At 68.5% G+C, this 19,257-nt stretch carries 21 protein-coding genes; 11 read left to right on the top strand and 10 right to left on the bottom strand.

The genetic code is table 11. The features are described from left to right. Positions 1-75: 75 nt before the first annotated feature. From LZ586_RS03250 to LZ586_RS03215, 8 genes are all read left to right on the top strand, one after another. Positions 76-1,731 (top strand): electron transfer flavoprotein-ubiquinone oxidoreductase, encoded by a 1,656-nt coding sequence (locus LZ586_RS03250; protein WP_235078255.1) that lies wholly within the window; start codon positions 76-78, stop codon positions 1,729-1,731. Positions 1,732-1,846: 115 nt separating this feature from the next. Then, positions 1,847-2,653: a 4-(cytidine 5'-diphospho)-2-C-methyl-D-erythritol kinase gene (locus tag LZ586_RS03245; RefSeq protein ID WP_235078254.1), complete on the top strand. Its 807-nt coding sequence runs from the start codon at positions 1,847-1,849 to the stop codon at positions 2,651-2,653. A gap of 150 nt (positions 2,654-2,803) precedes the next feature. After that, positions 2,804-3,532, top strand: coding sequence for an enoyl-CoA hydratase/isomerase family protein (locus LZ586_RS03240; RefSeq protein WP_235078253.1), 729 nt, complete (start codon positions 2,804-2,806; stop codon positions 3,530-3,532). Then, positions 3,529-4,263 (top strand): N-formylglutamate amidohydrolase, encoded by a 735-nt coding sequence (locus LZ586_RS03235; protein ID WP_235078252.1) that lies wholly within the window; start codon positions 3,529-3,531, stop codon positions 4,261-4,263. The genes LZ586_RS03240 and LZ586_RS03235 overlap by 4 nt, the downstream gene beginning before the upstream one ends. 11 nt (positions 4,264-4,274) lie before the next feature. After that, positions 4,275-5,996: a dihydroxy-acid dehydratase gene (gene ilvD, locus LZ586_RS03230; RefSeq protein ID WP_235078251.1), complete on the top strand. Its 1,722-nt coding sequence runs from the start codon at positions 4,275-4,277 to the stop codon at positions 5,994-5,996. Further along, positions 5,977-6,417: a hypothetical protein gene (locus tag LZ586_RS03225; protein WP_235078250.1), complete on the top strand. Its 441-nt coding sequence runs from the start codon at positions 5,977-5,979 to the stop codon at positions 6,415-6,417. The genes ilvD and LZ586_RS03225 overlap by 20 nt, the downstream gene beginning before the upstream one ends. After that, on the top strand, positions 6,414-7,823 hold the full coding sequence (locus LZ586_RS03220; RefSeq protein ID WP_235078249.1) for an NAD(P)H-hydrate dehydratase: 1,410 nt from the start codon (positions 6,414-6,416) through the stop codon (positions 7,821-7,823). Before LZ586_RS03225 ends, LZ586_RS03220 begins: the two co-directional genes overlap by 4 nt. Then, positions 7,808-9,004: a class I SAM-dependent RNA methyltransferase gene (locus LZ586_RS03215; RefSeq protein WP_235078248.1), complete on the top strand. Its 1,197-nt coding sequence runs from the start codon at positions 7,808-7,810 to the stop codon at positions 9,002-9,004. The genes LZ586_RS03220 and LZ586_RS03215 overlap by 16 nt, the downstream gene beginning before the upstream one ends. Here LZ586_RS03215 and truA read toward each other — a convergent pair. Beyond that, positions 8,994-9,770, bottom strand: coding sequence for a tRNA pseudouridine(38-40) synthase TruA (truA, locus tag LZ586_RS03210; RefSeq protein WP_235078247.1), 777 nt, complete (start codon positions 9,768-9,770; stop codon positions 8,994-8,996). The two genes, LZ586_RS03215 and truA, sit on opposite strands and share 11 nt — an antisense overlap. Next, positions 9,767-10,669, bottom strand: coding sequence for a methionyl-tRNA formyltransferase (gene fmt / locus LZ586_RS03205; RefSeq protein ID WP_235078246.1), 903 nt, complete (start codon positions 10,667-10,669; stop codon positions 9,767-9,769). Before fmt ends, truA begins: the two co-directional genes overlap by 4 nt. 53 nt (positions 10,670-10,722) lie before the next feature. On the opposite strand from fmt, the gene recR reads away from it, so the two are divergent. The 3 genes from recR (at position 10,723) to LZ586_RS03190 (ending at position 13,404) form a co-directional block, all read left to right on the top strand. Then, the gene (gene recR / locus LZ586_RS03200; RefSeq protein WP_235078245.1) at positions 10,723-11,319 is read left to right on the top strand and encodes a recombination mediator RecR; all 597 of its coding nucleotides are present in this window, start codon (positions 10,723-10,725) and stop codon (positions 11,317-11,319) included. A 47-nt stretch (positions 11,320-11,366) separates the two neighbouring features. Continuing rightward, the gene (def, locus tag LZ586_RS03195) at positions 11,367-11,891 is read left to right on the top strand and encodes a peptide deformylase (protein WP_235079719.1); all 525 of its coding nucleotides are present in this window, start codon (positions 11,367-11,369) and stop codon (positions 11,889-11,891) included. 103 nt (positions 11,892-11,994) lie between these two features. Beyond that, a complete protein-coding gene (locus LZ586_RS03190; RefSeq protein WP_235078244.1) occupies positions 11,995-13,404 on the top strand; it encodes a DNA recombination protein RmuC in 1,410 nt (469 codons plus the stop codon). 6 nt (positions 13,405-13,410) lie between these two features. On the opposite strand, the gene LZ586_RS03185 is transcribed toward LZ586_RS03190, so the two are convergent. From LZ586_RS03185 to LZ586_RS03150, 8 genes are all read right to left on the bottom strand, one after another. Then, positions 13,411-14,082, bottom strand: coding sequence for an META domain-containing protein (locus LZ586_RS03185; RefSeq protein WP_235078243.1), 672 nt, complete (start codon positions 14,080-14,082; stop codon positions 13,411-13,413). A 64-nt stretch (positions 14,083-14,146) separates the two neighbouring features. Further along, a complete protein-coding gene (locus LZ586_RS03180) occupies positions 14,147-14,950 on the bottom strand; it encodes a TrmH family RNA methyltransferase (protein WP_235078242.1) in 804 nt (267 codons plus the stop codon). Next, complete coding sequence (locus LZ586_RS03175) at positions 14,950-15,222, bottom strand: HPr family phosphocarrier protein (protein ID WP_235078241.1); 273 nt, start codon at positions 15,220-15,222, stop codon at positions 14,950-14,952. The genes LZ586_RS03180 and LZ586_RS03175 overlap by 1 nt, the downstream gene beginning before the upstream one ends. Beyond that, entirely contained in the window at positions 15,219-15,626 is a 408-nt protein-coding gene (locus LZ586_RS03170; RefSeq protein WP_235078240.1) for a PTS sugar transporter subunit IIA, read from the bottom strand. Before LZ586_RS03170 ends, LZ586_RS03175 begins: the two co-directional genes overlap by 4 nt. Further along, positions 15,623-16,561, bottom strand: coding sequence for an RNase adapter RapZ (gene rapZ / locus LZ586_RS03165; RefSeq protein ID WP_235078239.1), 939 nt, complete (start codon positions 16,559-16,561; stop codon positions 15,623-15,625). The genes LZ586_RS03170 and rapZ overlap by 4 nt, the downstream gene beginning before the upstream one ends. Next, positions 16,558-16,998, bottom strand: coding sequence for an HPr kinase/phosphorylase (locus tag LZ586_RS03160; protein ID WP_235078238.1), 441 nt, complete (start codon positions 16,996-16,998; stop codon positions 16,558-16,560). The genes rapZ and LZ586_RS03160 overlap by 4 nt, the downstream gene beginning before the upstream one ends. Next, positions 16,998-18,572, bottom strand: coding sequence for a sensor histidine kinase (locus tag LZ586_RS03155; protein WP_235078237.1), 1,575 nt, complete (start codon positions 18,570-18,572; stop codon positions 16,998-17,000). Before LZ586_RS03155 ends, LZ586_RS03160 begins: the two co-directional genes overlap by 1 nt. Next, positions 18,541-19,248: a response regulator transcription factor gene (locus tag LZ586_RS03150; protein WP_235078236.1), complete on the bottom strand. Its 708-nt coding sequence runs from the start codon at positions 19,246-19,248 to the stop codon at positions 18,541-18,543. Before LZ586_RS03150 ends, LZ586_RS03155 begins: the two co-directional genes overlap by 32 nt. Positions 19,249-19,257: the final 9 nt, after the last annotated feature.

The following is a 19,257-nucleotide window of genomic DNA, read 5'->3' as shown; positions in this document are numbered from 1 at the left end:
AGGCAGGACGTGGCGGACGCGCGACGACAAGCGCGACCTGTACGCCCATTGATGAGTTTCGCGAGGATAAAGAGGATGAGCGAGCGGGAGTCGATGCCCTATGACGTCGTGATCGTCGGGGCAGGGCCATCGGGCCTGTCGGCGGCGATCCGGCTGAAGCAGCTGGCCGAGCAGGCGGGGCAGGAGCTGTCCGTCTGCATCCTGGAAAAGGGTTCGGAGGTCGGCGCGCACATCCTGTCGGGCGCCGTGGTCGACCCCAAGGCGCTGGACGAACTGCTGCCGACGTGGCGCGAGGATGGCTGCCCGCTGGCGAGCACGCCGGTGACCGAGAACCACCATTGGGTGCTGAGCGAGAAGGGCAAGTCGAGCTTCCCCGAGTTCCTGACGCCGCCGTTCCTCCACAACAAGGGCACCTATACCGGCTCGCTCGGCAATCTGTGCCGCTGGCTGGCCGACAAGGCGCAGGAGATGGGGGTCGAGATCTTCCCAGGCTTTGCCGCGGCCGAGATCCTCTACAACGAGGATGGCAGCGTGAAGGGCGTGGCCACCGGCGACATGGGCGTGGCGCGCGACGGCACGCACAAGGGCGACTATCAGCCCGGGCTGGAGCTGCACGCCAAATATACCTTCTTCGGCGAGGGCGTGCGGGGGCATCTGTCCAAGCAGTTGCAGCGGCAGTTCGACTTGTGTTCGGACGCGCAGCCGCAGGTATACGGCATCGGCATCAAGGAATTGTGGGACATCGATCCCAAGAAGCATGTGCCGGGCAAGGTGGTACACACCCAGGGGTGGCCGCTGAAGGAAGGCGAGTCGAATGGCGGCGGCTTCCTGTATCATCAGGCCGACGGCCAGGTGGCGCTCGGCTTCGTGGTGTGGCTGAACTACAAGAACCCCTATCTCTCGCCGTTCCACGAGATGCAGCGCTGGAAGACCCATCCCGAGATCGCCGCGCTGCTCGAAGGCGGCAAGCGCGTGTCGTATGGCGCGCGGGCGATCAGCGAGGGCGGCTGGCAGTCGGTGCCCAAGCTGGTGATGCCGGGCGCGGCGCTGATTGGCGACACCGCCGGCTTCCTCAACGTGCCGCGGATCAAGGGCACGCACACCGCGATGAAGAGCGGCATGATGGCGGCCGAGGCGGCGTTCGCGGCGGTTTCGGCAGGGCGGACCAGCGACACGCTCGACGCCTATCCGGCTGCGTACGAGCAGAGCTGGGTGTACAAGGAGTTGCGCACCGTCCGCAACGTCGCGCCGCTGGTGAAGAAGTTCGGCGACACCTGGGGAACGCTGCTCTCCGGCGTGGCGATGTGGATGGAGACGGTCGGCCTGCGCTGGCCGATCACCATGAAGCACAAGCCCGACCATGAGAGCCTGTGGCGCGCCGAGCACGCGCGGAAGATCGACTATCCCAAGCCCGACGGGGTGCTGACCTTCGATCGCCTGTCCTCGGTGTTCATTTCGAACACCAATCATGAGGAGGACCAGCCGGTCCACCTGACGCTGAAGGATCCGGACATCCCGATCCGGTTCAACCTGCCGGTCTATGCCGAGCCGGCGCAGCGTTACTGCCCGGCCGGCGTGTATGAAGTGGTGGAGGAGGCCGGCGAGCCACGCTTCCAGATCAACGCGCAGAATTGCGTCCACTGCAAGACCTGCGACATCAAGGACCCGACCCAGAACATCAATTGGGTGGTGCCCGAGGGCGGGGGCGGGCCGAACTACCCGAATATGTAACGGCTCACGGAAGGCTCGGCGGCAGGTGCCGGCGTCGCTGGGCCGGTGCCGGGTTTGAGACCAAGTGTGAAGATCGGCGCCTGCCATTCTCCAGGCGGGCTGCTAAGGCGCGGGGATGATCACCGAACCCGCGCCCGCCAAGCTCAACCTCGCGCTGCATGTCCGCGCGCGCCGCGCTGACGGCTATCACGAACTCGAGACGCTGTTCGCGTTCGTGGCGTTCGGCGATGTGGTTCGCGTGGCGCCGGCGGATGCCCCGCGCTTTGCCATCACCGGGCCGTTCGCGGATGCCTTGTCGTCCGAGGGCGACAATCTCGTCACGCGCGCCGCCGCGCGCTTCGGCGAGCGGTTCGGCGATGGCGCCTATGCCATCGAGCTGGAAAAGCATCTGCCGGTGGCCTCGGGGCTCGGCGGCGGATCGGCGGATGCGGCGGCGACGTTGCGGGCGCTGGCGCGGCTGCGGGGCGTCGCGGTCGACGATCCGGCATTGTTCGACATCGCCGAAGGGCTGGGATCCGACGTGCCCGCCTGCCTGCTGGGACGTACGGCAATCGGGCGGGGACGGGGCGAGAAGCTGGAGCCGGTGCCGGGGCGGCCGGGAACGCCGGTGCTGCTGGTGAACCCGGGTGTGGCGGTGTCGACCGCTTCGGTGTTCGAGCGCTGGGATGGTGTCGACCGAGGCCCGTTGGGCCGTGATCCGCTGGAAGGGCGCAACGACCTCGAGGCGCCGGCGATCGCGGCCGCGCCAGTGATCGCCGAGGTGATCGCCGCGCTCAAGGCCGAGCCCGGCGTGGTGCTCGCGCGGATGTCCGGGTCGGGAGCGACGTGCTTCGCGCTGTTCGACGAGGCGGAGGCGTGCGCCGCCGCGGGCGCCGCGATGGCGCGGGCAGGCTGGTGGAGCGCGGTTACGCAGCTTGTTTGAGCGTCTGCCAGGCTTGGTAAGCGGGGCTTTGCGGGCGTGCGAGAGAGTGGACGCAGCGGATCAGACGGCGGGGCCGGACGTCCGCTGGTGGCCCGGCTCGCCCCGCGCCACCATCGTGACAGGCTCCGCCCGATCGGGCAGAGCCGTCCCATGATCCACTTGCTTCAAGACGGACCGATCGCCGTCGTCACGCTCGACCGCGGGGCGGCGCGCAACGCGCTGCCGATCGCCGGGTGGGACACGCTGGCCGAGACGCTCGGCCGGATCGGCGATGCCCGCGCGGTGATCCTGCGCTCGGAGGCTTCCGGCATCTTCTCGGCAGGCGCGGACATCGGCGAGTTCGCGCGGCTTCGGGACGATCCGGATCTGCGGGTGCGGTTTCGCCAGGCGATGCGCGCCGGCATTGAGGCGGTCGCGGCATTGCCGATGCCGGTCATCGCCGCGATCGACGGCGGCTGCTTCGGCGCGGCAGTGGCCCTGACGCTGGCGGCCGACATCCGCATCGCCGGCGATGATGCGGTTTTCGCAATCACGCCGGCAAGGCTGGGCATCGGCTATCCGCAGGCTGATGTCGCGCGGCTTGTGACGCAGATCGGCCGGGGACAGGCGTCGCGGCTGCTGTTCACTGCCGAGCGGATCGATGCCGATGCGGCCGCGCAGATCGGGCTGGTGGAGGCTCGTGCGCAGGATGCGGGCGCCGCGGCACAGGCGATGGCGCTGCGGATCGCCGCCAATGCGCCGGGCGCCGTGCGATTGCTCAAGCGCATGGTGGCCGGCAGCAGCGGCCTTGATGCGCAGTTCGACGCGGCCTTTGGCGGTGCGGAGTTTGCCGAAGGACTCCGGGCATTCCAAGACAAGCGAGAAGCGGACTTCCGATGACACCACCGGCTGAAATACTTGAGGGGTCGCAGCGGGATATCCTGCTCCTTTGCGACCATGCCTCAAAAGCCGTGCCGGACGATGTGGATCTCGGCATCGCGCCCGAGCTGCTCGATCTGCACATTGGCGTGGATATCGGCGCCGGGCCACTTACCCGCGGTGTTGCCGCGACGCTCGACGCGCCGGCGATCCTGGCGACGGCGTCGCGGCTGGTCGTCGATCTCCACCGCGAGCCCGACCATCCTGCGCTGATCCCGCTCCGATCCGACGGCCATGCGGTCCCCGGCAATGAACATGCCGACCGTGCCGAGCGGATCGCGCGCTTCCATGCGCCCTATCACCGATTGCTCGCCAACCGGGTGCGCGCTCAGCGGCCCAGGCTGATCCTGTCGATCCACAGCTTCACGCCGCGGCTGGAACAGGGTGGTACCGACCGGCCGTGGGAAGTCGGCATCCTCTACAATCGCGACGCCCGCGCCGCGCTGCCGGCGATCCGCTTCTTCGAGGAGCGTGGATGGGTGACCGGGGACAACCAGCCTTATTCGGGGCGGCTGCTTAACGCGACTCTGAACCGGCACGCCGAAGCCAATGGCATCCCCTCCGCGGCGATCGAGATCCGCAACGATCTGATCCGCCACCGCGACGGGGTTGCCGGGTGGACTGCACTGCTCGCCGAACTGGCAAATTCTTTGCGCAATAGTCTTGCGCGCGGAGTTGCTGCCGCGCAATAGCCTGTCGCGCTATGACACACCAGTTTGATAAATCCACGCTCCCCAGCCGTCATGTTTCCGTTGGTCCCGAGCGCGCGCCGCACCGAAGCTATTACTATGCGATGGGCATTCCCGAGGAGGACATCGCCAAGCCGTTCGTCGGCGTGGCGTCCGCGGGCAACGACAGCGCGCCGTGCAACATCACGCTCGACGCACAGGCAGAAGTCGCGCGGCGCGGGGTGATTGCGGGCGGCGGTATGCCGCGGCGGTTCAACACCATCACCGTTACCGACGGCATCGCCATGGGCCACCAGGGGATGAAGTCGTCGCTCGTCAGCCGCGAAGTGATCGCAGATTCAGTCGAGCTCAGCGTGCGCGGGCATTGCTATGACGCGCTGGTGGGCTTTGCCGGGTGCGACAAATCGCTGCCGGGGATGATGATGGCGATGCTGCGCCTCAACGTGCCGTCGATCTTCGTCTATGGCGGATCGATCCTGCCGGGCCGCTTCCACGACAAGGACGTGACCGTGGTCGATGTGTTCGAAGCGGTCGGCCGCTACGCCGCGGGTGCGTGTCCGCTGAGCGAAGTGCATGATCTGGAAAAGGTCGCCTGTCCGGGTGCCGGCGCCTGTGGCGGGCAGTTCACTGCCAACACCATGGCCTGCGTTGCCGAAGCGATTGGGTTGTCCATTCCGAACAGCAACATGGCGCCTGCTCCTTATACCAGCAGAGAACAGGTGGCGCATGCCGCCGGGGTGCAGGTGATGGAGTTGATCGCGCGCAACCTGCGCCCGCGCGACCTGTGTACCCGCGACGCGTTCGAAAACGCGGCGCGCGTGGTCGCGGCGACGGGCGGATCGACCAACGCCGCGCTGCACTTGCCGGCGATGGCGAGCGAGGCCGGCATCGAGTTCGACCTGTTCGACGTGGCCGAGATCTTCAAGACGACCCCCTACATCGCCGATCTGAAGCCGGGCGGGCGCTATGTCGCCAAGGATATGTACGAGGCCGGCGGCGTGTACATGCTGATGAAGACGCTGTTGGCGGGCGGCTTCCTGCACGGCGACTGTATGACCGTCAGCGGCAGGACGCTGGGCGAGAACATCGATGAGGTGACCTGGAACCCCCATCAGAAGGTGATCCATGACGTCAAGACGCCGCTCACGCCGACCGGCGGCGTGGTGGGATTGCGCGGATCGCTGGCGCCGGACGGCGCGATCGTGAAGGTGGCGGGCATGCATCGTCTGCAGTTCGAGGGCCCGGCGCGCTGCTTCGATTGCGAGGAAGAGGCGTTCGCGGCGGTCGAGCAGCGCGCGATCCGCGAAGGCGAAGTGATCGTCATCCGCTATGAAGGGCCCAAGGGCGGTCCGGGCATGCGCGAGATGCTGTCGACCACTGCCGCGCTGTATGGGCTGGGCATGGGCGAGAAGGTGGCGCTGATCACCGACGGCCGCTTCTCCGGCGGCACGCGCGGCTTCTGCATCGGGCATGTCGGGCCGGAGGCTGCGGAAGGCGGGCCGATCGCGCTGGTGGAGGATGGCGATTTGATCCGCATCGACGCCGAAGCGGGGACGATCGACCTCCAGGTGCCCGAGGCCGAAGTCGCCGAGCGGCGGGCGCGGTGGCAGCCGCGCGTCAACGACTATCAATCCGGCGCGCTGTGGCGCTATTCCCGAACCGTCGGCCCGGCCTATAAGGGCGCGGTGACGCACCCGGGAGCCAGCGCCGAACGCCATGTATACGCGGATATCTGATTCACGCTCCTGCCCTCGCGCGCTGCCGGCGCGCGGGGGACTGGCTGCGCTGCTGCTGCTCGCCGCGTGCAAGCCGGCGCTTCCTGACAAGCCGGCCGACGCCAAGCGCGCGGCGCAGAGCGAGGCCTATGCCGAGGCCGAGGGCAAGATCGCCTGTGCGCCGGTCGGGTCGGACACGTTCACCCGCAGTTGCACCGTGGACCGCGTCCAGTCGCAGGACGGCATGTTCCTGACACTGCGCCAGCCCGAAGGCGGCTTTCACCGGCTATTGGTGACCAAGGACGGCCGCGGCGTCGTGGCGGCGGACGGAGCCGAGCGCGCGGTGGTCACGGTGCTGGGGCCCGACGTTATCGAAGTGGCGCTGGGCGGGGCGCGATACCGGCTGCCGGCAACCGTCAAGGGTTCCGAGGCGCGGCGGTGATACCGGCCGGCGCGCCGATCCTCACCGCCGCCCAGATCGTCGCCGCCGAGCAGGCGGTGTTCGCGTCGGGTGTATCGCAGGACGCCTTGATGGAGCGTGCCGGCGCGGCGGTGGCGCGGGAAACCGCACGCTTCGCGATGGGGAGGCCGATCCTGATCCTCGCGGGCCCCGGCAACAATGGCGGCGATGCCTATGTCGCGGCACGGCTTTTACAGAATGAGGGGCTGGACGTCAGCGTCGTGGCGACCGGTGCGCCCAAAGAGGGCGCCGCCGCGCGGATGCATGCGCTTTGGCAAGGCACGACCACGTCGCTCTACGCGGCAAGGCCGCGTCCGGTGCTGGTCGACGGGCTGTTCGGAACCGGCCTTGCCCGACCGCTCGAGCGTGGGCTGGCGGCAGTGTTTGCCGACCTGTGCGCCCAGGCCGAGTTCACGCTGGCGATCGACCTGGTATCGGGGCTGGATACCGACACCGGCGCCGATCTGGGCGCGCCGCTCGGTGTCGACGTGACGCTGGCGCTCGGCGCGCTGAAGCCTGCACATCTGCTCGACGCAGGTCTCGAGCGGTCGGGGCGGGTGCTGCTTGCCGATATCGGGATCGAGAGCGACACCGGATGGCGAACGGTCGGGCGACCGCGCCTCCACACGCCGCACGCGCATAGCCACAAATACAGCCGCGGGCTGGTGGTGGCGATCGAAGGGGCGATGCCGGGGGCGGCGCGGCTGGCGTCGGTGGCGGCGATGCGATCGGGCGCCGGATATGTCGTGCTGGCGGGCGCCGAGCCCTGGCAAGGCGGCCCGGACGCGCTGGTGCGGCGCCGGTTCGGCAGCAGCGCCGATCTCGCCGAGTTTCTCGAATGGGACCGGATCGATGCCATTGTCCTGGGGCCTGGGTTGGGCCGAGACGGCAATGCCGACGCCTATCTGCGGGCTGCCCTCGCCGCCGACAAGCCGCTGGTGCTCGACGGCGACGCGCTCAGCCTGATGGCGACCAATGCCGCGTCCTGGCTGCAGACGCGTACCGCACCCACCTGGCTGACGCCCCATTCGGGCGAGTTCGACCGGATGTTCGGGTTCGATGGCAGCAAGATCGACCGCACGCTCGCCGCTGCGCGGGCGACGGGGGCGACGATCGTGCACAAAGGCGCGGATACGGTGATCGCCTCGCCCAAGGGGGCAGTGCGGGTGCTGGCCGGAGCCTCGCCCTGGCTGTCGACGGCAGGAACGGGAGATGTGCTCGCGGGGCTGCTCGCCGCGCAGGTCGCGCAGGGCGCCAAGAGCGTGCAAGCCGCCGAGGCGGCGACATGGCTGCATGGCCGCGCGGCGCAGCTTGCCGGGCCCGCCTTCCATGCCGACGCGTTGATTGAACCTATTTCACAAGCGGTTGATGAATGTCTTCGAGTTTGAACGAGATCATACGGGTTGCCGGACGCGGGGACGGGGTGACGGCGGACGGACGGCATGTGCGCTTCGCCGCGCCCGGGGATCTGCTGGCGGACGACGGTGCGGTCGTCCCGGGCCCGCATCACCAGCAGCCGCCGTGCAAGCATTTCCCGGCATGCGGCGGATGCCAGCTCCAGCATCTGGACGATGCCAGCTGGAGCGGGTTCATCGTCGACCGGATCGGTGGGGCGCTGGCGGCGCAGGGGCTGGAGGCGGAGATCCGCACGCCGCTGCTGTCGCCGCCGAACACCCGCCGGCGGGCTACCCTGCATGCCGAACGGCGCGGGCGGCAGGTGCGCATGGGGTTCACCGAGCAGAACAGCCACACGCTGATCGACATCGAGGAATGCTGGGTACTGGCGCCCGAGCTGTTCCAGCTGGTCGCGCCGCTGCGGGGACTGCTGGCGGCGTTGATCCCGGGCAACCGGCGGATCAACGTGCATCTGGCGCAGACCGACCAGGGACGTGACGTTCTGATTGACGGGCTGGAAGCCCAGGGGCTGGCCGCGGCCGAGGCGATCACCGCCTTTGCCGGGCGCCACAAGCTTGCGCGCTTTTCGATCGACGAGGGGTTCGGGCCGACGGCGCGGTGGGAGCCCGAGCCGGTGGCGGTCACGCTGGGCGGCGTCGCGGTGCCGTTCCCGCCGGGCAACTTCCTTCAGGCGACGCGCGAAGGAGAGGCTGCGCTGATCGCGGCGGTGCGCGCGGTCGTCGGCGCCGCGCGGGCAGTGGCGGATTTGTTCGCCGGGCTGGGCACCTTCACCTTCGCGCTGCCCGGCGCGCGGGTCTATGCCGCCGAAGCCGCGCGCGATCCTATCCTGGCGCTCAAGGCCGCGGCCACGCGCGCGCAACGGGCCGTTTTCGCCGACCATCGCGACCTGTTCCGGCGGCCCCTGCAGCCTGGTGACTTGAACAACTTCGATGCAGTGGTGCTGGATCCGCCGCGCGCAGGCGCGCGCGAGCAGGTCGCCGAACTGGCCGCATCCAAGGTGCCGCTGGTGGCATATGTTTCGTGTAATCCCAGTACCTTCGCGCGCGATGCCGAGACTTTGTGCAAAGGCGGCTATACGCTCGACTGGGTGCAACCGGTGGGCCAGTTCCGCTGGTCGACTCATGTCGAACTGGCGGCGCGGTTCAGCCGCTGAGCGGCGGGTCGACTGCGGCGTCGGCTCGCGGATAGTCGGCGCGCAGGAAGAAGAGCCCGTCGGGCGGGGCGTTGAGGCCCAGTGCCTGACGGTCCTTTGCCGATAGCGCGCGCCCGACGTCCGACACGCTCCAACGCCCCTGACCGACGAGCGCGAGGCATCCCACCATCGAGCGCACCTGGTGGTGAAGGAAGGAGCGGGCGGAGGCGCGGATCAGGATGCGATCGGCCTCGCGCGTGACGTCGAGCCGGTCGAGCGTCTTGACCGGGCTGTCCGACTGGCAATGCGCCGAGCGGAAGGTGGTGAAGTCGTGGAGCCCCACCAGCTGCTGGGCGGCGTCGTGCATCGCCGGGGCGTCGAGCGGGTTGGCCAGACGCCAGGCCAGGCCCTTTTCGTGCGTGAGCGGCGCGCGCCGATTGACGATGCGATATTCGTAGTGGCGGGCGCGGCAGGAAAAGCGGGCATGCCAGTCGTCGGGTACTACCACGCAGTCGAGAATGGCCACCGGGTTGGGACGCAGGCGGGCGTTGAGTGCCTCCATCAGGCGGAACGGCGTCAGGTCGCGGGCGATATCGAGGTGCGCGCGCATGCCAAGGCCATGGACGCCGGCATCGGTACGTCCTGCCGCGTGGACCGTCACGGTCTCGCCGGTGACGCTGCCTGCGGCGTCCTCGATCGCCTGCTGGACACTGGGGCCGTGGCTCTGGCGCTGCCACCCCATGAACGGGCGGCCGTCGAACTCGACGGTCAGCGCGAACCGAGTCAAAGCCGCGTGCCTGGCGGGATGGCGAAGCCGCGCAACAGCTCCTCGGCCGGCATGATGCCGCGGCCGGCGCGCTGTACCGATGTCGGGCGGATCGCGCCGTCGCCACAGGCGATGGTGAGTGCGGCGTCGAGCACGGTGCCCGGCGCGCCGGCGCCCGGAACGCAGAGGGCTGCGTGTACGCGTATCCGTTCTCCGTTCAGCTCGAAGAACCCGCCGGGTGCGGGATTGAACGCGCGGATCTGGCGTTCGACCGTCGCCGCGGATTGCGTGAAGTCGAGCCGCGCCTCGGCCTTGTCGATCTTGGGCGCGTGGGTGATGCCCTGCTCGGGCTGCGGCGCGGGCGGAAAGGCGTCGGGGTCGGCGAGAACCTCGAGCATGAGCCTGGCGCCCATCGCGCTCAGTTCGGCCGTGAGATCGCCTGCGGTCTTCGAATCGATGGCCGTGCGACCCTCCAGGCGGACGGGGCCGGTGTCGAGACCCGCCTCCATCTGCATGATGCCGACGCCGGTCTCCGCATCACCGGCCAGTATGGCGCGCTGGATCGGCGCGGCACCGCGCCAGCGCGGCAGCAGCGAGGCATGAACGTTGAGGCAGCCCAGCCGGGGCGCCGCGAGGATCGGCCGCGGCAGGATCAGCCCATAGGCCGCGACCACCGCCACATCGGCACCGAGCGCGGCGAACGCCGCCTGCGCGTCGGCATCGCGCAAGGTTACCGGAGTGCGGACTTCGATCCCCAGGGCCTCGGCACGGGCATGCACCGGCGAGGGCGTCAGTTGCTTGCCGCGGCCGGCGCGGCGCGGCGGCTGGCTGTACGCTGCCAGCACCTGGTGCCCTGCCTGCACCAGCGCGTCGAGCACCGGAACGGCGAATTCGGGAGTTCCCATGAAGATGATCCGCATGGCATCTCCTCAACCGCTTGGCAGTGCCGGGCGCAAGTCCCTATGTCGCGTTCATGGCTTCTCCTGAAATCGAGGCACTCACCCAGGCCCTGTCGCGGCTGCCGGGGCTTGGCCCCCGCTCGGCGCGGCGCGCGGTGCTGCATCTGCTCAAGAAGCGCGAGACCGCGCTCGACCCGTTGCTGGCGGCGCTGGGCGCCGTGAGCCAGAGGCTGAGCACCTGCGGCATCTGCGGCAATGTCGACACGCTGGACCCGTGCGCGATCTGCGCCGATCCGCGCCGGGATGCGCGCGCCTTGTGCGTGGTGGAGGAAGTCGCCGACCTGTGGGCGCTTGACCGCGCGCGGCTGTTTCCCGGCAAGTTCCACGTGCTGGGCGGGCGGCTGTCGGCGCTGGAGGGGGTCCGTCCGGAGGATTTGCGCATCGACAGTCTGGTCCGCCGGGTCGCCGATGGCGGGGTCGACGAAGTGGTGCTGGCGATGAACGCCACGCTGGATGGCCAGACCACCGCGCATTACGTCGCCGAGCGGCTCGAGGCGTTTCCGGTGCGGATCACCCAGTTGGCGCATGGGCTGCCGGTGGGGGGCGAGCTCGATTATCTCGACGAAGGGACGCTGGCCCAGGCATTGCGGGCGCGGCGTCCGGTCGCCTGAGCACGCGGGTGCTTGCGGCGATCCGGGACCGCGACTATTTGACCGGCATGGCCATTCTACCGATTGTCGAAGTACCCGATCCGCGCTTGCGCCTCGTCTCCGAACCCGTTGGGGACGTGGACGATGCGTTGCGCCAGCTGATCGCCGACATGTTCGACACGATGTACGACGCGCCGGGCATCGGCCTGGCCGCGATCCAGGTCGGCGTCGCCAAGCGCGTCGTCGTCATGGACCTGCAGGAGGAGGAAGACGAGGAGGGCAAGCCGATCCGGCACCCGCGCGTCTTCATCAATCCCAAAATCTCCGAACCGTCGGAAGAAATGTCGGTCTATACCGAGGGCTGCCTGTCGATCCCCGAGCAATTCGCCGATATCGAGCGTCCCGCGCGATGCCGGGTGAAGTGGCTGGACGAAAAGGGCGAGTCGCACGACGCGGTGTTCGACGGCCTGCTCGCGACCTGCATCCAGCACGAGATGGATCATCTGGAGGGCATCGTGTTCCTCGATCACTTGTCGAAGCTCAAGCGCGACATGATCATGAAGAAGCTCACCAAGCTGCGCCGCGCCGCCTGATCCGGCGGCGGGCGGGTGCCGTCGGGCGATGGACGCCTGAAGCTTCCGCTTGCCCGGCCCCGAGCGGCGGGGTAGGTTCGCCTTCTGTTCTTGGAGGCGTGTTTTGGAACCCCTGGCTCTCGCATTGATCGTCTTGGCGCTGTTCGCCGGCATCCTGGCCGGCTGGCTGCTGGGCGGGCGAGGGGTGGCGCAGATGCGCGCCGAGCGCGACAAGCGCGAGGCGGACTTCAAGGCCGCGATCATGGACCTGGCTGCTGCCGAGGAGCGCGCGAGCGAGACGCTGGCGCTGCGTTCGGAGCTGTCCCGAATTCGCGACGAGCGCGACCTGGCGCGGCTGGAACATGCCGAGCTGAAGGCCAAGGCGGGCGCGTTCGAGGAGCGGCTGACCGAGTTCGTCAACGCCCGCGAAGTGATGGCCGGGCAATTTCGCGAGCTCGCCGCGAACATGCTGGGCGAGGCGCAGAAGAGCTTCCTCGAACGCGCCGATGCACGCTTCAACCAGGCCGGCGATAAGAACGAAGCCAAGCTCAAGGCCTTGCTGCAGCCGGTTGAATCGACGCTCAAGCGCTATGAGGAAGGCCTGCAACGGGTCGAGAAGGACCGCCACGACAGCTATGGCGCGCTGAAGGAGGCGATCTCGTCGGTGCAGGCGGGGCTCGGTGAAACCCGCACCGAGACGGCGAAGCTGGTCAACGCGCTGCGGGCGGCGCCCAAGACCCGCGGGCGCTGGGGCGAGCAGCAGTTCCGCAACCTGATCGAGCTGGCCGGGCTCGACGCGCATGTCGATTTCGCTTCCGAAGTGTCGGTCACCACCGACGACGGCATGCTGCGTCCCGACTTCATCATCCGCCTGCCGGGCGACCAGCAGCTGATCGTCGATGTGAAGTGCGTGCTCGACGCTTATCTGCAAGCGTCCGAGGCGACGTCGGCGGAGGAGCGCCAGGCGGCGCTGGCGTCGCATGCGCGGGCGGTGCGCAACCATGCCGACGCGCTGTCGCGCAAGGCCTATTGGGCGCAGTTCGACAAGGCGCCCGACTTCGTCATCATGTACATTCCGGGCGACAATTTCCTGTCGAGCGCGCTGGAGTTCGACATGGAGCTCTGGGAGCGCGCGGCGCGCAACCGGGTGATCATCGCGGGTCCGTCGGCGTTCCTGCCGCTGGCGCGCACCGTCGCGGCGATGTGGCGCCAGCAGAAGCTGACCGAGGACGCGCGCGAAGTCGGCAAGCTGGGCAAGGAAATGTACGAGCGGCTGGCGACGGCGGCGACGCATCTCAAGCGCGTCGGCGGCGGGCTCAACAGCGCGGTCGAGAATTACAACAAGTTCGTGTCCAGCTTCGAGGGGCGGGTGATGGTATCGGCGCGCCGCTTCCAGGCGCTCAACGTCGATACCGGCAATTCGGAGCTAACGGCGATCGACACGGTCGACGTGGTGGCGAAGGCGCCGGCGGTGGAGTTGCTGCCCCCAGCCGAGATCGACGACGCGGACGAGGCGCGCGCCGCCGCCGAATAGCCCGGCTTATCGGCGCGGGACGAGCGTCAGCCGGCTGCGGTTCGGCGCAGTCATCACCAGCGCGCCCGATTGGCTGCGGCTGACGCTGAGCGGCTGGCCGAGGATTGCGAGCAGGCGCTGCTCCTGCGCGGCAAGCCCTTCGCCGATGCAGCCGCGGCGGGTGGTGGCGAGCGGCCTGGCCTGCAGGTGTCCGCGCGCGAAATCGAAGCCGCCGCTGAAGCTGTTGCACCCGGTCTGCCCCTGGACGCGCGTGCCGCTGAAGGCGATGTGCGGCTCGGTGCCGCGCAGCACCGGACGCCTGTCGATCGCGCTGACCGTCCACTCGCCTTCGAGCAGAGTTGGGCCGCCGCTTTGGGAGAGGATCGCGCCGCCGCAGCCCTTGCGCACCGTGCCGCCGATGCGGAGCGTCACCGTGTTGCGATAGCGGCGGTCGCTCATGCCGTCGCTGCACGGGGTGTGCGCGATGAGCACCGAGAGGCGCGGGGTCTGGTACCGCGTGCCGTTGCGCCCGTTCAACGCCCGCGGCTTCGCCACGCTGATGCCGCGCCCCTCGGCCGGCCGGTAGCGGATCGTGCTGCCGTCGATCGTCAGCGACCAGAACGGCTCGGTGCCGAGCGCGCGATAGGGTGCAGGCTGGGCTGCTGCGGCGAGGCTCAGGGCGAGAACGGTCAGCGACATGCAGGGCTCCTTTCCCGCTGCTCTGCGGGATCGTCGCTGAACGGCATGTTGCCGAACTTCCGGGTCAGGCGCGCCGCTGCTGGTTGAGCACTTCGTACGCCATCACCGCCGTCGCCACTGCGGCGTTGAGGCTGTCGGCCTTGCCGAGCATGGGGATCTTGACCAGCAGGTCGCATTCGGCCGCCATGAAGTCGGGCATTCCCTGCGCCTCGTTGCCGGTGAGCAGGAAGGTGGGGGATGCATAGGCCGGCGCCTGATAGTCATGCTCGGTATCGAGGCTGAGGCCGACCAGCTGGCCCGGACCCGAGCGCAGCCAGGGCAGGAACGCGCCCCAATCCGTCCGCACGACGGGCACCGTGAAGAGCGCCCCCATGCTGGCGCGTACCGCCTCGACTGAAAAGGGGTCGACGCAATCGTCGATCAGGATCAGCCCGCCCGCGCCGATCGCGTCGCCGGTGCGCAGAATCGTGCCGAGATTGCCGGGATCGCGGAGCCGCTCGGCCACCAGCCAGATCGGCGCGCTGGTCCGGTCGAGATCGTCGAGCGCGGGACCGAATTCGGGGTAGACGCCGACGACCGCGCCGGGATTGTCCTTGCCCGAAAGCTTGGACAGGATGTCCGCATTGGTCTCGATCGCCTCGCCGCCGGCTGCCTCGGTTTCGGCGACCAGCGCCTGCACCAGCGGATGCGGGCCATTGTCGCGGGCGAAGAACAGGAACTCGGGCAAGCGCCCGGCTTCGCGCGCTTCGGTGAGGATGCGCAGCCCCTCGGCGAGGAACAGGCCCTCTTGCTTGCGGTGCCGCTTCTCGCGCAGCTGGCGGACGCGCTTGATGAGCGGGTTGGAAAAGGCGGTAATCTCGCGCGGCATCAGTCTTCGCCGAAGCGCGCTTCGACGAGCTCGGCCAGCGCCTGGACGGCGGCTTCGGCGCCGTCGCCCTCCGCGCTGATCGTGATCGAGTCGCCCTTGGCCGCGCCGAGCATCATCAGATCGAGGATCGAAGTGCCCGAGGCGCTGTTGCCGTCCTTTTCCACCGTCAGTTCGACCGGCTGGGACGAGGCGAGGGTGACGAAGGCCATGCTAGCCCGGGCGTGGAGCCCGCGTTGATTTTCGATGGCGACGATACGAGTGGCGCGGCTCACGCGGCGGCTTCTCCAAGGACTTCGGAGGCGATGGTGATGTATTTGCGACCGGCGTCGCGCGCCGCGGCGACGGCGTCGGTCACCTTCATCGTCTTGCGGGCGCTGCCCAGACGGATCAGCATCGGCAGGTTGATCCCGGCGATCACTTCGATCCGCCCGGCCTCCATCAGCGAGATGGCCAAGTTCGACGGGGTGCCGCCGAACAGGTCGCTGAGCACGATCACGCCCTGACCTTCGTCCACGCGGCCGATCGCCTCGGCGATGTCGGCGCGGCGGCCTTCCATATCATCCTCGGGGCCAATGCAGATCGGGGCGATCCGGTCCTGCTTGCCCACCACATGCTCCATCGCGACGACGAACTCCTCGGCGAGCCGCCCGTGCGTCACGAGTACCAAACCAATCATCTTAAAACTCCGCCCCCTGAAATGGTGACCGGGGCTCCTTCCAGCGAGTCCTGCGGTGCGGTCTGCAAATCGCGGTGCGACACCGTGGGCGAAAATCCCTCCTCGCGCAACCGGCGGGCCATCCGTTCGGCGACGTGAACCGAGCGATGTCTCCCTCCGGTACACCCGAACGCGACCGTGACATAGGATTTCCCCTCCGCCTCGTACCGGGGAAGCAGCAGGAGGAGCAGCGCCTCGATCTGCGCCATGGCCGGCCCGTAGGCGGGGTCCTCCTGGATATAGGCCGAGACGTCCGTGTCCTTGCCGGTACCCGGCCTGAGCTTGGGCACCCAGTGGGGATTGCGGAGGAAGCGCATGTCGAACACCAGGTCGGCGTCGCGGGGCAGGCCGCGGGCGAAGCCGAACGACGTCACGGTCAGCACCGTCTTGCCCAAATCGTCTCCCGAAAAGGTGGCGCGGATCTGCTGCGCCAGCTCGTTCGACCGCAAATTGGTGGTGTCGATCAGCCGATTCGACCAGCGCCGCAGCGGGATCAGCAGCTCGCGCTCACGGGCTATGCCGTCGCTGGCGGGGCGATCCTGCGCGAGCGGGTGGCGACGCCGAGTCTCGTCGTAGCGGCGTTCAAGCTCGGAGCCCGAGCATTCGAGATACAGCGTGCCGACATGGTGGCCATAGTCTTCCTGCAGCTTCTTGATGCGGCGGACGATGCTTTCCGCGTCGAAGCCACGGGTCTGGCTGCCGATGCCGATGGCGAGCGGACGGCCGTCGTCGCTCGGGGTGCCCTTGGCGGGGGCGGTGTCGAGCAGGCGGTCGAGCAGCAGCAGCGGCAGGTTGTCGACCGTTTCCCAGCCCAGATCCTCCAGCGTGCGAAGGACGGTGGATTTGCCGGCGCCGGACATGCCGGTGACGAGAAGGATGTGCTTGGGATGGCTCATTCCCCGAATTGCCCCAGTGCAATTCCGACCTTGATCGGCGCGGCGACGTCACCCGCGCCCAGCGCGAGCACCGGCACGTCGATGCCGGCGAGCCGGCGCTTGGCCGGCTCCGGAAAGCGTGGCGGCGTATCGAGAAGGACGACGAGCAGGCTGACCGGCGCGCGTTCGGTAACCGGCAAGGTGACGATGCCCATAGCCGGCACGTCGATCTGGCCTTGGCTCTCAGCCGGCGCACAGGCGATCAGGTCGCTCCCCTGGCGCTGGCACACCGTCTGGTCGCCGGCGATCAGACGGCCGCCGCGATCGATCAGCCGGAGCGCGAACTCGGATCGGGCGCCGCTATCCCGGCTCTCGATCAGGACGGCGCGGCCTCCCAGTACGACCGAAGCCGCGTTGAGGGTCTCGGAGGATACTTCCGCGAAACGAGGCTCCACCATCAGCCGTGCTCCGCATTTGGAAGCCGCACCACGAACCGTGCCCCGCCCATTGCCTGCCCCTTTGCTTCCACCGAAATGCTCCCCTGATGGCCTTCGACAATCGTACGCGCGATGGCAAGGCCCAGCCCGGAATGAAGCCCGAAGGCTTCCGCATCGGGACGCACCGAGTGGAAGCGGCGGAAAATCGCCTCGCGCGCTTCCTCAGGCACACCGGGACCATCATCTTCGACCGCCACCATCAGCATCTCGCCTTCGTTGCGGGCAGTGACCGCGATCAGGCCGCCGGCCGGCGAGAAGGAAAGGGCGTTCTCGATCAGATTCTCGAACACGCGTTCGAGCCGTGCGCCTTCGCCGACCACCAGCAGCGGGTCTCCGGCGCCGCGGTCCAGACGGATGTGGACGCCGTTCGGAAACCCGCGCGCTTCGCGCTGGGCGATCAACGCGGCGAGCATCGCCCCCAGGTCGACCGGCTCGAAGGTCGCCCGGCTGAGTTGCGCGTCGAGGCGCGAGGCCTCCGAGATGTCGGTGATGAGGCGGTCGAGCCGGTGGACATCGTCCTGGACGATCGCCAGCAGGCGCTCCTGCAGCGCCGGGTCCTTCACGCGGGCCAGCCCGTCCACCGCCGAGCGAAGCGACGCTAGCGGGTTCTTGAGCTCGTGAGTCACGTCCGCCGCGAACGCTTCGGTGGCATCGATCCGCGCGCGCAGTGCCTGGGTCATGTCGGAAACCGCCCGGGCGAGCAGGCCGATCTCGTCGCGGCGTTCGGGCAGGCGGGGGACGACCACCTCACGGGCGCGGCCCAGCCGGACCCGCACCGCGGCGCGGGCGAGCCGCCGCAGGGGCTGGACGATCGTGCGCGCCAGGAACAGCGACAGGAAGATCGAGAGCAACGCGACGATGGCGACCACGACGCTGAGGCGGAAGCGCTCGATCCGCACCGTTCGCGTGATGTCGCGGGCGTTGACCGTCGTCATGACGACGCCGAGCTGGGTGATCGGCGCCGCCGCGGTGATCATCGGCGTTCGGTCGGGCGCGCGCCACACCGTTGCCGGAGTCCCCAGCGTCTCGCGTGCGGTGCGGACGTCGGGCCAGTCCATGCCCTCATCAGCGGGCTGCTCGCGGAACAAGGGTGCGCGGTCGGCGCCGGCGACGGTGTCGATCACTGCATCGAGGAACCGCGCGGTCGACTGATTCCACGGATCCTTGTCGGGATCGCGCAGCACGACGTTGCGCAGCCCGAGTTCCTGGCTGTCCGCCAGCATCGCTCCGTCTTCATCATAGAGGCGGATGCGCGTGCCGGTGTCGCGCGCGAGGCTCAGCACCAGCAGGTTGCGCCGTTCGTTGGTGGCCGAGGCGAGCGCCTGGGCGATCAGCCGCACCTCGCGCTTCGCCTGCGCGACGCGGCTGTCGACGATCCGGCTGCGGTAGGAATCGAGATAGAAGAAGCCGCTGCCGAGCAATGCCAGCGCGAAGATGTTCACCGCCAGGATACGGACGGTAAGGCTGATCCCGTTCGACCAGGTGAGCGCCAGCTCGCGCTCGCTATTCGTCCGAGAAGCGGTAGCCAGCGCCATACAGCGTTTCGATAGCGTCGAATTCGGGATCTACCTGGCGAAACTTGCGCCGCACCCGCTTGATGTGGCTGTCGATGGTCCGGTCGTCGACATAGATGTCGTCCTGGTACGCGGCGTCCATCAGCTGGTTGCGGGTCTTCACGATCCCCGGGCGCTGCGCCAGCGTCTCCAGGATCATGAACTCGGTCACGGTCAGCGTTACGTTGGCGCCGTTCCACGTCACCTTGTGACGCGCCGGATCCATGGCGAGGCGGCCGCGGACCAGCGCCTCGGCGGGTTCCTGGTGCCCGCCATCGGCGTTCGGCAGCGTCGTTTCGGTACGCCGCAGGATCGCGCGGATGCGGGCGATGAGCAGACGCTGGCTGAACGGCTTTGCGATGTAATCGTCGGCACCCATTGCCAGGCCGAGCGCCTCGTCGAGCTCATCGTCCTTGGATGTCAGGAAGATGACCGGGATATGGCTCTTCTCACGCAGTCGGCGGAGCAATTCGAGGCCGTCCATCTTCGGCATCTTGATGTCGAGCACGGCGAGATCGGGAGGATTGTCGACCAGCGCCTTCAGCGCGCTTTCGCCATCGGAATAGACCCGAGTGAGGAAACCCTCGGTCTGCAGCGCGATCGACACGGAGGTGAGGATGTTCCGGTCGTCGTCGACCAGCGCGATCGTGGCGGTCATGCGCCCGTG

Origin of the sequence: Sphingomonas sp. S2-65 (genome assembly GCF_021513175.1) — a bacterium.
Lineage (GTDB): Bacteria > Pseudomonadota > Alphaproteobacteria > Sphingomonadales > Sphingomonadaceae > Sphingomonas.
The sequence above is the reverse complement of the archived record's forward strand: the minus strand, read 5'-3'. Positions and strand labels throughout refer to the sequence as shown.